The following is a 13,631-nucleotide window of genomic DNA, read 5'->3' as shown; positions in this document are numbered from 1 at the left end:
GCCGATGTCAACTCAGTGGCCTCAGTCTCAGTCGCCGCCCAGCTCGTCGGGGAAAGCCCCCAGCACCACCAGGACCTGCAGCTCCTGCCCGTCCCGGTTGATGCGGAGGGTCACCCGGTCCCCCACCCGCTTCCGGTCCAGGTAGGCCACCAGATCGGGTACGTCCCGCACGGCCTGCCCGTCCACGGCCAGGATCACGTCGCCGCCATAGGGGATCACCGTGCCGCCCAGGCGCCGGGGCTCGGCGGCCCGCAGGCCCGCCCGGTCCGCCGGGCCGCCCGGCACCACCTCCGCTACCTGGATGCCGTGGTCGACGGCCAGGCCGCGCTCCCGGTAGGAGGCCGGATCCACCGCCACGCCGCCGATGCCCAGCCACGGGTGCTGGACGGTGCCACCGGCCAGGAAGAGATCCAGCTCCCGCTTGAGGATGTTGATCGGCACGGCGAAGCCGATGCCGATGGACCCGGGCCGCGACTCCACGTTGGAGAGGATGGCGGTGTTGATCCCCACCACCTCGCCGCGGGCGTTGACCAGCGCTCCGCCCGAGTTGCCGGGGTTGATGGGCGCGTCGGTCTGGATCACCTCGCGGATGACCCGGCCGTTGGGGGCCTGCAGGTTGTTGCGGTGCAGGCCGCTGATCACCCCGGTGGTCGCCGTCTTGGGCAGCCCGAACGGGTAGCCCACCGCCATGACGGGCTCGCCCACCCGCAGGGCATCGGAGTCGCCCAGCCGGGCCGGGCGCACCTGGCCGGCGGGCAGGTCGGCCTGCAAAAGCGCCAGGTCGTGGCTGGGGTCCTGGGCCACCAGGCGCGCCTCCACCTGGGTGCCGTCGTCCAGCACGATCCAAAGCCGGGAGGCGTTCTCGACCACGTGGTAGTTGGTCACCACGTGGCCCTGGTCATCGATCACCACCCCTGAGCCCGAGCTCTCCTCCTGGAAGATGCCGAGCCAGGGGCTCACCCCTCGGGCGGTGCGCACCACCCGCACCACCGACGGCGCCACCTGGGCGTAGACCTGCGAAAAATCGACCACGGGCGCGCCAGGGCTGCCGGACGGTGCAGGCTCCGTCACCGGGGCGGGCGCGCCGTTGCCCGTCCCCGAGCCGCCAAGGCCGGCGTCGGGCGCCCGGCCCGGCGCGGCCGCCAGGGGGCCGGCCGTCACGGCGTAGAAGACAAGGCCGCCTCCCACCAGCCCACCCACCAGGGCGGTCACCAGCCGGGACCACCAGCCGTGCCGCTCCTGAGGACGCGGCCGGCCAACGGCACCGGCCGCGTGCGGTTCGTACCTGCCCCGGTCCTCGCCGTATGCACCGCCTGCGCCGTACCGGTCGTCGCTCCACCCACCCGCCTGTTCATGGGCCCAGGTGGGGCCGATGCGGTCCGAGGGCTCGTCGCCGCCATCGGGTCCGGGCCGGTCCGGCACCGCCGACTGGGGTGACTCCGGGTCCAGGCCGGACCGGACCAGGGGGTTGAGGGGACGGTCAAGCGGGCTGCCGTCGTGGCGATCCATGGCGTCCGGCTCCTTCCCGCGGGCGGCCTGCTCCGGGCCGCCCGCCCAGCTTCCCATGCCATGTCACTGCAGCCTTCACCGAGGTCATTTTAACCCGGCGCTCCGGGTCGGCCGTTGCCGAGGGGGCAAGGGGCTGTAAACGTTCTGTAAACGTGGAAGCCATGCAATCGAGTAGGAGGGGCCGGTGAAGGCCCCGTCCCCTCACACCACCCGGCATGCGGGTCCGCACCGGGCGGTTCGTCAAGCACGGCGAAGTTCGTGGTAGCATTGAGTGAGGCTCAGCAGCCCCTGGGCAAGCCAGTACGGCTTGCCCAGGGCGCTGTTGAGCGGGCCACCGGCCATGGCCCAGTACCCGCGTCGCGCCATGGCCCACTGCCGGGCTCGCCACTCGGGGTGGCCCAGGGCCCGCAGTTCCCGCAACCGGGTGCGCGGCCGTTTCCACTGCTTCCAAAGGCACGCCTGCAGGCGTCGCCGGAGCCAACCTTCCACGTTGCGGAGCAGGTCCGCCATGTCCGCAATGCGGAAGTAGGCGAGCCAACCGCGCAAATAGACATTGATCCGGCGGATGCGCTCGGGCATGGAAACCGGCCAGGTCCGGCTCGTCAGGCCGCGGATGCGGTCTTTGAGCCGCTGCACCGTTTGCGGGGCCACGCGCAGGCGGATGCCTTCCCGGCCGCGGTACATGCTGAAGCCGAGGAACTTGCGTCGCCAGGGCCGGTCCACCGCGCTCTTTTGCTCGTTGATCTTGAGCCTCAGCCGCTTTTCGAGGAAGCGTCGCACTCCCGCCATGACCCGGTGCCCCGCCCGTTCCGAGCGAACGTAGATGTTGCAGTCGTCCGCGTAGCGAACGAAGCGGTGTCCCCGCCGCTCCAGCTCCTTGTCCAGCTCGTCCAGCAGGATGTTGGCCAAAAGCGGGCTCAGGGGGCCGCCTTGGGGCGTGCCCTCCTCCGTCCGCACCTTCACCCCGCCGACCATCACACCGGCCTGCAGGTAGCGGCGGATGAGCATCCGGACGCGCTTGTCCGCAACCTTCCGCATCACCCGGGCCATGAGGACGTCGTGGTGGACCCGGTCGAAGAACTTCTCGATATCCAGGTCCACCACCCAGGTGTAGCCTTCCTCGACGTGCCGGCGCGCGGCTTCGACCGCCTGATGGGCGGAGCGCCCCGGCCGAAAGCCGTAGCTGTGCTCCGAAAAATCGGGGTCGAAGATCGGCGTCAGCACTTGCAGCAAAGCCTGCTGGATCAGGCGGTCCAGGACGGTCGGGATGCCCAACAAGCGCGTGCCGCCCCCGGGCTTGGGAATCTCCACCCGACGGACCGGCTGCGGCTTGTAGGTTCCGGCCAGCAGTTGGGCACGCACCTGCGGCCACCGCTCCCGCAGAAAGCCGCGCAACTGCTCGACGGTCATCCCGTCGACGCCCGGTGCGCCCCGGTTCTGCTCCACCCGTCGCAGGGCGGCCCACATGTTCTCCCGGACCACCACCTGCTCCATCAGGTCCACGCCACCACGTCCTCCGCGGGGAGGGCCGCCGGTCTGTCCCGGCCGGGCGCTCCGCTCTCGCCCAGGCTCCAGCGGAATTCACCGCCGCCTCCTGGAGCAAGGCCCTCTCGGGTTGGCTGCGCTCCTTGCGCCCGGCGCGAACGCGCCAACACCCTCCCGGACTCGACGTTCGGCCCTTCCCGCCGGCCCGGCCGGCGGTACTATGGCCTCTGCTGACTCCTGCCGGCTCAGCCGCGCCTTGCGGTCGCGGGTTGCCAGCCATGCTGGCCTACCGGCAGGCCTCCCCGGGTAAGAGCGAGCACTTTCGTCGCACACCCGCCGCGTTTACAGCGCCGCCCTTCGGCCCATCTCGGGCTTCGCCGTGTGCTGCCGGCTCGCCCAGTCGGCACTGCCTCGCCCGCGGTTCCTGGTCGTCGGGTCGCGACTTTGCCTCCGGCTTCCTTCGGATCCCGCGTCGCCGCGGGCACCCTTGCCTTCGGCTAGCGGTTGTACGGGGCCACCCTCCGCAGGGGACTTTCACCCCTTAGCACTCGCCCATGCCGGGCGCACAGCAAACGCCGGAGGCAGCCGCAAGGCTGCCTCCCTCCGTTCGACCGTATGTTGTCCGTCCTCGGGCGAGTGCCGACCCGCACCGCGGGCAGGAGGACTCGCGGACCCCGGGCGGGGAATAAGGCGCGGCGTGCTACCCGTCGGAATAGGCTTGGTGCGTCGACATCAAGGCTCGCGCACCTCGGCTGTGACGGTCACCTCGTGCCCGCCGTCGAATTGCAGGGTGAGCTGGATCTGATCGCCCGCCTTCAGGTCGCGCTGGAGATCCATCATCATGACGTGGTAGCCGCCTGGGGCCAGCTCCACCCGGCCTCCCGCCGGCACCTCGATCCCCTCCACCCGCTGCATCCGAGCCGTGGACCCTTCTTGCGTGGTCTGGTGGATCTCCGCTGTCGCCGCGACGTCGGTGCGCACGCCGGTCAGGCGCACGGCCTTGCTCCCCTTGTTCTCGACCACGAAAAAGGCGGCGGACATGTCTCCCTTGCTGGCGGCCCGCACCCACGCCCCCGTCACCGTGACGGCCGGTTCCCCGGCCTGCCCGGTGCCGCTCCCGGGGTTCTGTTCGGCGCTCTGCCCGCAGCCGGCGGCGAGCATCAAGAGGAGCAATACCAGGACCGCGGCCCGGATGCCGCGCCGGGTGGCACGGCGGGCGAAGTGGGTAGCCATGCGAAGGGCCCTCCTCTCAACCCCGGTTCTGTCGCTGCTCCAGCAGCAACCGGATGTCGTGTTCGATGTCCTCGGCTTTGTAGCCGAGCGGGTAGAGCAAGCGGATCTTACCCTCGGGGTCGATCAGGTACACCTGGGCCGGGTGCGCCATCGCGTATTTCAGGGCGCTGTCTGGCATCTCGACCCGCTCCGGCTTGACCGAGTAGGCGTCCCAGACCGGCTTCAACTGCTCCTGGGTACCCGTCAGGCCAACGATGTGCTCGCCGTACTTCGGCAGGTACTCCCGCAGCCGCTTTGGCGTGTCCCGCTCGGGGTCGACCGTGATGAAGACCATGCGCACGTCGTCCGCGCGATCCTTCACCCGCTTGCCCAGCTCTTTCCAGACGGCCATGGTGGCCGGGCAGACGTCAGGGCAGTTGGTGTACCCGAAGAAGAGTAGCACCACCTTGCCGCGCTGGTCGGACAGCTTGAAGGTGGACCCGTCGGCGGCCTTCAGCTCGAAGTCGGGCGCCTCCCTGGGGTTTTGCAAGACCATGCCTTTGAAGCCGTTGTTCGTGCCGGCGGTTCCCTGCCCCGAGCTAGGAGCGGGCGTACCTGCAGGCCCGGCGCCCGGACCACCCGGCTGGTCCGAACCGGCTCGCGTGCCGAACCACCAGGAGCCGGCCGCCAGGAGCACCAGGACGGCCAGGCCGACCCACCACAGCTTTCTCACTTTCCCGTTCCTCCTGTTCGTGGGAGATGACCGGCAGCGCGCGTCCTCCACTACTCACTGGATCTCAGTCTCATCGTAGCCCAGCGGGGTGCCGCGGTCATCCGGCGCAGGCCCTATATGGACGGGACGCGGAGCGGCGCAGGTCCTCTCCGGGCGACGCGCGGCGCGAGGGCCTTCCCAAGGCACCACGCCGTCTACTCGCCGTGCCGGGCCGGCCAACTGCTGCCGGGTTGCGGGTTTCCCCGCCATTCCTCCGTCGCAGGGTTGTTCCCCTTGAAGACGGCAAACAGGAACAAGAGGGAGGGAATCAAAATCAGCAACCCTACCGGAAGGGCCCGCAGCACGAACAGCAGGATGGCATCCGGGGCGGCCGCGTTGAACACGGTCACGTCCGGGTAGATCAGGTAAGGCCACTGGCCCAGCGCCCATCCCCAGAGCAGGACCACCACTTCTGCCACCGCCGCCACCCGGGCCAGCAGGTAGTGCCGCCGCCACACCAGCCAGCCGGAAAGGGCGGCGAGGGCCGCTCCGGCCAGTATCAGGGGTCGGCCCCGTTCAGACAGCAACTCCCACAGGTGTGGCGCAGTGCGCGGGGCCAGCGGCAGCAAGATGGCCGCCAGGATCGCCACGGCGGCGCCGGCGCCGAGCGCCCGCCGCCGGAAGTCTTCCCGCAGTTCACCCGCCGTCTCCACCGCCAGGTACACCGCCGCCAGGTAGGCAAACAGAGCCACGGCCAGCGCCCCGACCAGCAGCGAAAACGGGCTGAACCAGGCATACAGTGGGTCCACCGTCACGGCACCACCCGTGACGCGGATGCCGCCGGAAGAGATGGCCGCCAGGCTGGTGCCGAGGAGAAGGGCGTGATGGTGCTCGCCGCTCCGAACGTGCTGGTCCAGGCCCGCTGGGGCCCCGCCGCCGCGGCGCCCGGGGCGCGGAAGACAAAGGCGGCCCCGCGCAGCACGATGCCCGCCAGCACCAGGTGAAAGGGGAGGAACAAGGCAATGCTGAGGGCGCTAAAGGCTTGCGGGAAGGCCGTGAACAGCAGCACGATGACGAAGATCAGCCAGACATGGTTGGCCTCCCAGACCGGTCCCATGGCGCGGGCGATGGCGAGCCGCTGTGCCTCGGCCCGCGGCCCGCGCGCCAGCAGGTCCCAGACGCCGCCGCCGAAGTCCGCCCCGCCGAGGACGGCGTAGGCGGTTAGCGCGGCCATCATTACCACGGCAATGACCGTTTCCGGGGTACCCGGGTCGACGGGTGCGGCAGGACTCATGAGGCTCACCTCCGTACCGGGCTCGGAGCGGGGGGCGCCAGCCCCCGGCCAGCCGGGGACCAGGTCCTGTCTGCCCCGTCAGGAGGAGCCGCCCGCGGGACCGGCCCCTGCGGGAGTGCTCCTCACCGGCGTGCCATTGCCCGGCGCTGCGGCGGTCGCGCCCCGGGCCGTCCCCGCACCGTGGCCGATGCGGCGCAAGAGCCAGATCAGCGTCACGCTGAGGAGCACGTACAGAAGGGTGAAGGCGACTAGCGTGCCTACCACGCCGGGCGCAGGTGTCACCGCCTCGCTGGTCCGCATGACGCCTCGGATGATCCACGGCTGCCGACCGACCTCGGTGACGACCCACCCGGCCTCGAGGGCGATAAAGCCGAGGGGACCGGCGGCCACAAGACCCCACAGCAGGCGGCGGTCATACAGCACACGGCCGCGCCGGCGCCAGGAGGCAGACCAGTACCAGGCGACGACCAGCACCATCAGGATGCCGGCGATGACCATGATTTGAAAGGCGATGTGAGTCACCGGCACGTTGGGCCATTGATCCCGGGGCACCCGGTCCAGTCCCGGGACCTCGGCCGATGTGTCGCCAAAGGCCAGCCAGCTTAACATTCCCGGGACCTCGATGGCATAGCGGACGGTTTGTGCCTCGGGATCGGGGAGGCCGCCCAGGCGCAGGGGGGCGGCACGCTCGGTCTTGAACTGGGCCTCCATTGCCGCCAGCTTGACCGGCTGGTTGCCGGCCACGAACTGGGCGCTGGTGTGGCCCGTCACCGGCATCAGCAGCGCGCTGATGGTGGCCATGGCCACGGCCATGCGCAGGGCGCTGCGCCGCATCTCGTCCCGGTGGCCGCGCAGCGCCGCCCAGGCGTAGACGGCGGCCACAGCGAAGGCGGTGGCCGCATACGTGGCGAGCGTGGAGTGCACGGCCATGACCGGCCAGGCGGGATTTCGGAACAGCGCGGCGATGGGGTCGAAGGCCTCGGGGTTGGCCACAAGCGTCTCCGCCCCGACGGGATTCTGCATCCAAGCGTCGGCCGCCGTAACCAGCACGCTGGAAGCGGCGCTGCTGATGGCCACGGGGATGCCCGTCAGCCAGTGGGCCACGGGTGAGAGACGCTCCCACCCGTAGAGGTACAGCCCCAGGAAGATCGCCTCTGTGAAGAACGCGAATCCCTCAAGGGTGAAAGCGGGCCCCGTGGCCGGCCCCGCCACCTCCATGAACCGCGGCCACAGCAGCCCGAGCTCGAACGACAAGGCCGTGCCGCTGACCGCGCCGATGGCGAAGGTAATGGCGGTCACCTTGGACCAGGTGCGGGCCAGTTCCAGATAGCGCGGGTCTCGCCGGCGCAGGTACAGCCCCTCGGCTAGCAACATGAGCAAGGGCATGCCCACCGCCAGCGCGGCGAAGACCATGTGAAAACCCAGCGAGATGGCCATCTGCAGCCGGGCTGCGAGCAGCGAGTCCACGCGCGGTCGCCCCCTTCCCCTGCCATCTTGGGCGCTCCACGTTCTCTCATGCCATCGGTCATGTCCCCGGAATGGCACGCGAGTGTCCCGGTGGCCGTCAGGCACACACTGGATGCGTGCGGTACGGGTCGTCGGGCCTGAGCCCGGTTGTCCTCCCTAATCGCTGCCGGGATCTGGGCAGGACACGGGTTCCTCCGGAGCGCTGCCAGAGGCAAAAATGGAAAGGGCCCCGGGTCTTCGCGGGGCCTCGTGCAGGGAGCCGGCGGTTAAATATGGGGTTGGGAACCGGGTTCACCTCGGCAAGCGATCCCGTCACACCCCATTGTCGTAGCGGGCTGAAGTTTACCCCCGCTGCCTACAGGGGCGGGAGGGGGGTGCGGGTCCCCGGTCCGAACTGGCCATATTTCTCATCGATATAGGAGCGAATCTCGCGAAGGGATTTCCCCTTACCGTGCAGCTTCATCGCGTCACGCGCGATGCCGACGCAAACCCCTCAGCCAAAGCCCATCGGGTCGAGCACCACCGAGCCGTCGGGGCGAACCTCGTCGATGTAGCAGTCCTTGTTGGAGGTGTGGCCCTGGTTTCCGCAACCACAATAACAGGGCATGTACTCAAGTACGCGCGGGTTTGTCACCGCGAAGCGGTACGCTTCCTGCACGTCCGGCGAGGCCTGCCAGAAGGCCTCGGGCCACTGATTCTCAGCCGGTCGCGCGATAAGGCCGCTGGTGGAGGGCGTCGTCGCGTCCGAACACGCTGCAAGCAGTGCTGCCGCGAGCACGAGGGCGAGTGCAAGGCAGCAATGGTACCGCGAGAACGGTCCTCTCACGTAGCCTCTTACAAGGCTAGCCATCCTGGTTACCTCCCCACGCCCATCCTCTGCGGCCGGCCATCGTCCCCCGTGTTCCCTTGAGTGTGTGGGCTAAACGCTGAGCGTCCAACGCCGTCAATACCGCTGACAGGCCTTGAGTATTGTCTCCCAATGGCCCCGCTTTGGGCAAGGGCTGGCCTTGCCCGGCCACGTCCTGCCCCTCAAGGGGTATGGGCATGGTTCGACTTCGCAGGTCAATAACGTGGCGCCTGTTGCCCCAGACTGCGGCCCACCACCCAGGAGCGCCAGCGCCAGGGCGAACCCCATCCCGGCCAGGAGGAACCAAGCCATGGGACTTCCCGGCCAGCGGGTCAGCAGGGCAGCGCCCACGGGCGCGCTGTTGGCCTCGCCAGGGTGGAGAACAAGCCGGCCGCGCCGAAGTATGTGTTGACCCGCTTCGGGGGAGCCACGTCGCTGGTCACCAGGTCGGCCCCGGGTACGAGGAGCGTCGCGCCCAGGGCGAAGAGGGTCACCGCCACGGCAGCGCCCACCGGGCTGCGGGCCATGCCGACCGCCAGCAGCCCCGCTGCTGTCAGGGCAGTTCCCGCCGTCAGCACGTCCCAGTGCCGCAGGCGCGTGGCCACGTACCGGGTGACAGGCATCTGCAGCACGGCCACCAGCACCGCGTAGCCCGCCGCCACGGCGGTCATGCCCCCCAGGCCGGCCCGCTCGTTGGCCCAGACCATCACGTTGGAGTCCAGGTGCCCGTACAGCGACCACGCCAGGGCGATCAGTGCGCCGAAGGCCAGCCACTGCCGGTCCCGCGCCACCTCCTTGAGGATGGTGAGCAGCGACACCGACGCCTGCGCCGGCAGTTCCGGCAGGGCCCGGTGGGTGGCCAGGGCCGCGAACAGGCCGGCCGATACCAGGAAGACGAGGTCTACGTCCACCGCGGCCAGCACCAGGAACGCCAACGGTGCGGTGGCCATGCCCAGATTGGCGGCCACCGCGCGCAGGGAAACGGCATAGGTGCGCAGCGGGGAAGGGGTCAGGGAACCGATGGCTCCGCGGGTGGAGGGTGCATAGAGCCCGCTGCCCAAGCCTGCCACCGCGCTGGCCGCGAATGACAGCCCACATGACGGGTGAGGGCGAAGGCCGCCATGCCCGCGGCGCGCAGCAGCAGGCCCAGCACCAGCATGCGGCGCGTGCCGAGCCGGTCGGCCAGCGGCCCGCCGATTACACTGGAGGCCTGAACGGAGAACTTGACCACAAAGACGAGCGCCGCGGCGGTGAGCGTGGAGACGGCCAGGTTCTGGGGCAGCAGCACCATCAGGTAAGGAACCACCATGTAACTGCCGACCTGGATCAGGAACTCCCCACCAAGAGGATCCAGACGGCGACGGGAAGCCGGCGCGCGGGTCGTTGGTGCCCCGGGACGCGCGATTCGTCGCGATGGGCGGTGGCCTCAGGCACGGATAGTCCTCCTCCAGCGTGCAGTGCCGGCCGTGGGTACTCACACCTGGCGCAGCTAGCCGGCCAGCGCTTCCTTCAACTTGCTAGTGGCTTTCCCCGCTCTATAGGGCCCAGATCCGAAGTCCAGTAGGGCACGGCACCGATGGCTATCCAAAGAACGTTCATAGGACCATACCCCCGGGGGATAGGCGCGAATTGACATGGCGTCCGTTTTGAGAAGCAGCCCAGGCCGTCCGTACAGATCCGTGCAGAAGACAACGGAGAGGTGCCCGCGCATGTGCCTCCAGCGCACCATCGCATTGCTTCTCCTCGTGGTCATGATTGTAACCCTGGCTGGTTGTCGCTCCAAAACGGAGGGCACCGGTCGCCAAGGCGGTCCCGACGTCCGGCTGGTCCTGGAGCCCGATCCGCCCGTGGTGGGCGAGGCACGCCTTGTCTTCATCGTCAGCGACCGCGGGCAACCAGTATCAAATCTGCAGGTGTCGGTGGAGGGGAACATGACTCATGCCGGCATGCAGCCCGTTTTCGCCACTGCCGTTGAAACAGATCCGGGCCGGTATGTCACACAGGACTTCCGGTTCACGATGAACGGCGACTGGGTTCTGACGGTGACCTTGCGTTCCTCTGAGGGCTCGACGTTCACACGGACTTTCGAGGTGACCGTCGGTGAATGATGCATATGTGCGCTTCCGACAGGCCCTGGTGTTGCTGGCAGGGCTCCTGGTGCTGGCCACCGCAGCTCCGGTCGAGGCGCATAGTGAGGACTTGAAAGCAGTCATCACCTTTCGACCCGATCCGCTGAAGCCGGGTCAACCTGCGGAGGTGCTGGTTACGGTCAGCGGGGCCAACAGCGGGCAGCCCGTTCCGGCTACGGTGAATCTGCGCCTCGTTCCCCAGAACACCACCGGCGCCGGCAGTCCGGAGGATGAGAGAGCGCGCGACATCTCCCTGGAGCCCGCCGACGGGCCGGGTCGCTGGCGCGGTCGCCTGACTGCTCCGCCGGGAGGCGCATGGACGTTACACGTGGTGTTGCGCGATCAGGGCGAAACGGCTTCGAACACGACCCCGCTTGCCATTGGCGAAGGGAAGATTGGCCGGCTCGAATTGGTGTTTCCCTTCAAAGGCCAGCAGAGGTCCTGGTGGATATGGCTCCCGGCACTGTTGGGCCTCGCGATCCTCTCGATTCTGGCCGGGGTGGCCTTCTGGCCGCCCGGGCGCCGGAAGGGAGTGCACGGGTGATGCGGGGCGTTCTGCTGCAGGAACCGCTCCCGACCAAGCAAGGCCAGGGTGTGGATTTGACACGCCTTCCCTGGGTGGGCAGGTTCTTGCGCTGGCGTCATGCGCGTACCGCGCTTCAGATCCCCCTGCTTCTGACAGCTGCGCTCGTCATTTTTGACGGTTTGACCGGCCCACAGTTGTCGCCAAAGAACCTGGCAGGGGTACTGCCGTGGGTGCACTGGCGCGGCCTCGTCGTACTGGCGTTGCTGATCGCGGGCAACGTGTTCTGCATGGCGTGCCCCTTCATGTTGACACGCCGCCTGGCGCGCAGGTTCTTCCCCCACGGGCGGACCTGGCCGCGATGGCTGAGGAACAAGTGGCTAGCGGCGGGGCTGCTGTTGGCCTTCTTCTGGGCCTACGAGGCTTGGGACCTGTGGGCCAGCCCGTGGCTTACCGCCTGGCTGGCCGTGGGGTATTTCGTAGCCTCGTTCGTCATCGACGCGGTGTTCGCGGGGGCCCCTTTTTGCAAGTACGTCTGCCCCATCGGCCAGTTCAACTTTGTCAACGCCATCCATTCGCCCTTTGAGGTGGCGGTCCGCGATCCTGATGTTTGTGCTGCGTGCCGAACGAAAGATTGCATCAAGGGTCGTGACGGCATTCCGGGGTGCGAGTTGGGACTGTTCCAGCAGGCCAAAGCGGGCAACCTGGACTGCACGTTCTGCCTGGACTGCGTGCATGCGTGCCCGTATAGCAACGTGGGCGTGTTGGCCCGGGTGCCGGCGGCAGAACTGTGGATGGATACCCGGCGGGCAGGGATCGGCCGGCTCAGCCTTCGCCCCGACCTGGCCTGGCTGGTCCTGGCCTTGACGGCCGCCGCGTTTGTCAACGCCTTCGGGATGGTATCGCCCGTGTACGCGCTGCAGGAGTGGCTAGCGAGCACCGTCGGCCTTGGGGCGGATGGCCCGGCGTGGGGCATCATCTTCGTCACGGGCATGCTGGTGGTACCGGTGCTCGTGGTGGGGGGTGCGGCGGGGATGACCCGCTGGCTCACGGGAACCCGGGAACCACTGCTACGGGTAGCGACGCGGTACACCTACGCCCTGGCGCCCATGGGATTCGGCATGTGGCTGGCCCACTACCTGTTCCACTTCTTGAGCGGCGCGCTGACCATCGTACCGGTGACCCAGTCTTTCGTGCTCGACGTGACGGGAAAGCCCCTCCTGGGCTCGCCCGCGTGGCAGCTGGCCGCCCTCCTGCCACGTCCATGGCTGTTGCCGCTGGAAATCGTGTTACTTACCGCGGGTTTCACATTGTCTCTGGTCACCGTCTATTTCATCGCCCTGGACCAGTGGAGCGACCGGCGGGCGGCGGCACGGGCCGCCCTGCCGTGGGTAGCGCTCTTGCTGATCCTCATGACCGCCGGACTCTGGCTGCTGCAGCAACCGATGGACATGCGGGGCACCATGATGTGAAACCCCTCCCGGCGATGTTGCGCACCACCTGTACCAAGGTAGGGTGTCGACGGCCAGGACGTCGACGACGGGCAGGGAGAGTAGGTGGCGCTCACCTGCGCGAGTGGCCTGCGCTCCAGTACGGGCATGATCGGGTGCAGGGCGGTGCTAATGGCGGCGAGGGCGCCGCCGGCCAGCGACAGAGTGCCCGCGTGACGGAACCAGGCGTGCGCGCCGGGACCTCCTCGCGGTTTTGCCTTCCTCACGTGCCCGGACGGGCTCGGGGCAGGTGCCGAACGTGTCAGGATTGCGGTTTTCTGAGGAGCGCGATCGTGTAGGGAAGTCCGGCTACCGGCATCAATTCTTGGTGCTCAATGACGAGGTTCGTACTATTCACCAGAGGTCCGAGCTTCCGGTTAATGTCGGAGAAGGCCACATGGCTGAAGATGTTGAGTAACCGCCTGGCCATAGAGGGCTCTTCATGATCGGGCAAGAACTTGTCCCAAACAATGGCTCGCCCACCTGGCTTCAAGACGCGAGCAGCCTCTTGGATACAGGCGAACGGATCCGGAATCACCGCCAGGATCAGGTGTAGGATCACCGCATCAAAACACTCGGATGGAAAGTCCAGCGCTTGCCCGTCCATCACCCTGGCGTCCACATACCTGCCCAGGTGTTGCGCTCTCCTTCGCAGGCGATCCACCATCGCAGGGGTCACATCAACGGCGGTAATATGCACGCTGCTTGGAATGTACGGGATATCCAAGCCGCTTCCAGCTCCGATGATAAGCACCCGTTCTCCCTCGGCTGGGCGTAGGATCTCTATCGAGCGGCGGCGGCACTGGGGAAACGAAGCAATCCGGTCATAAAAGGGGCTGTAAATAGTGTAGCGAATCCGATTCCAGAAATTTGTGTTGACCGGCAAATCCGGCCCTCCTTTTCCTAGGCCCACACGGCGGGTATGTCCACGGCGGTCAGGGAAGGGGCGGCAGGCGACGGCCT

Annotated in this window: 12 protein-coding genes and 1 pseudogene; 3 read left to right on the top strand and 10 right to left on the bottom strand. The window is 68.1% G+C overall.

The genetic code is table 11. The features are described from left to right. Positions 1-27: 27 nt before the first annotated feature. The 9 genes and pseudogenes from THESUDRAFT_RS12180 to THESUDRAFT_RS13690 form a co-directional block, all read right to left on the bottom strand. The gene (locus THESUDRAFT_RS12180) at positions 28-1,509 is read right to left on the bottom strand and encodes a S1C family serine protease (protein ID WP_006903680.1); all 1,482 of its coding nucleotides are present in this window, start codon (positions 1,507-1,509) and stop codon (positions 28-30) included. A 240-nt stretch (positions 1,510-1,749) separates the two neighbouring features. Beyond that, entirely contained in the window at positions 1,750-3,003 is a 1,254-nt protein-coding gene (gene ltrA, locus THESUDRAFT_RS05125; RefSeq protein ID WP_207635441.1) for a group II intron reverse transcriptase/maturase, read from the bottom strand. Positions 3,004-3,726: 723 nt separating this feature from the next. Further along, positions 3,727-4,227 carry a copper chaperone PCu(A)C gene (locus THESUDRAFT_RS05120; protein WP_006903678.1) on the bottom strand — a complete coding sequence of 167 codons (501 nt, stop codon included), beginning with the start codon at positions 4,225-4,227 and terminating at the stop codon, positions 3,727-3,729. A gap of 16 nt (positions 4,228-4,243) precedes the next feature. Further along, positions 4,244-4,939: an SCO family protein gene (locus THESUDRAFT_RS05115; RefSeq protein ID WP_006903677.1), complete on the bottom strand. Its 696-nt coding sequence runs from the start codon at positions 4,937-4,939 to the stop codon at positions 4,244-4,246. A 194-nt stretch (positions 4,940-5,133) separates the two neighbouring features. After that, positions 5,134-6,152 (bottom strand): annotated as a pseudogene (locus tag THESUDRAFT_RS05110) (cytochrome d ubiquinol oxidase subunit II). Between the two features lie 138 nt (positions 6,153-6,290). Beyond that, positions 6,291-7,679, bottom strand: a complete 1,389-nt coding sequence (locus THESUDRAFT_RS05105) for a cytochrome ubiquinol oxidase subunit I (RefSeq protein WP_006903676.1) — start codon at positions 7,677-7,679, stop codon at positions 6,291-6,293. Positions 7,680-8,034: 355 nt separating this feature from the next. Beyond that, positions 8,035-8,529, bottom strand: a complete 495-nt coding sequence (locus THESUDRAFT_RS05100) for a PCYCGC motif-containing (lipo)protein (protein WP_006903675.1) — start codon at positions 8,527-8,529, stop codon at positions 8,035-8,037. Positions 8,530-8,858: 329 nt separating this feature from the next. Continuing rightward, entirely contained in the window at positions 8,859-9,596 is a 738-nt protein-coding gene (locus THESUDRAFT_RS13695) for an MFS transporter (protein WP_169328708.1), read from the bottom strand. Then, positions 9,536-9,835, bottom strand: a complete 300-nt coding sequence (locus THESUDRAFT_RS13690) for a hypothetical protein (protein ID WP_040826292.1) — start codon at positions 9,833-9,835, stop codon at positions 9,536-9,538. The genes THESUDRAFT_RS13695 and THESUDRAFT_RS13690 overlap by 61 nt, the downstream gene beginning before the upstream one ends. A 400-nt stretch (positions 9,836-10,235) precedes the next feature. Between THESUDRAFT_RS13690 and THESUDRAFT_RS05085 the strand changes: the two genes are divergently transcribed. From THESUDRAFT_RS05085 to THESUDRAFT_RS05075, 3 genes are all read left to right on the top strand, one after another. After that, the gene (locus THESUDRAFT_RS05085) at positions 10,236-10,634 is read left to right on the top strand and encodes a FixH family protein (RefSeq protein WP_006903674.1); all 399 of its coding nucleotides are present in this window, start codon (positions 10,236-10,238) and stop codon (positions 10,632-10,634) included. Continuing rightward, positions 10,627-11,199, top strand: a complete 573-nt coding sequence (locus THESUDRAFT_RS13300; protein ID WP_006903673.1) for a hypothetical protein — start codon at positions 10,627-10,629, stop codon at positions 11,197-11,199. The genes THESUDRAFT_RS05085 and THESUDRAFT_RS13300 overlap by 8 nt, the downstream gene beginning before the upstream one ends. A 212-nt stretch (positions 11,200-11,411) precedes the next feature. After that, positions 11,412-12,650: a 4Fe-4S binding protein gene (locus tag THESUDRAFT_RS05075; protein ID WP_207635420.1), complete on the top strand. Its 1,239-nt coding sequence runs from the start codon at positions 11,412-11,414 to the stop codon at positions 12,648-12,650. Positions 12,651-12,930: 280 nt separating this feature from the next. On the opposite strand, the gene THESUDRAFT_RS05070 is transcribed toward THESUDRAFT_RS05075, so the two are convergent. Further along, complete coding sequence (locus THESUDRAFT_RS05070; RefSeq protein ID WP_006903671.1) at positions 12,931-13,554, bottom strand: class I SAM-dependent methyltransferase; 624 nt, start codon at positions 13,552-13,554, stop codon at positions 12,931-12,933. Positions 13,555-13,631 lie beyond the last annotated feature (77 nt).

This window comes from Thermaerobacter subterraneus DSM 13965, from assembly GCF_000183545.2.
Taxonomy (GTDB): Bacteria; Bacillota; Sulfobacillia; order Thermaerobacterales; family Thermaerobacteraceae; genus Thermaerobacter; species Thermaerobacter subterraneus.
The sequence above is the reverse complement of the archived record's forward strand: the minus strand, read 5'-3'. Positions and strand labels throughout refer to the sequence as shown.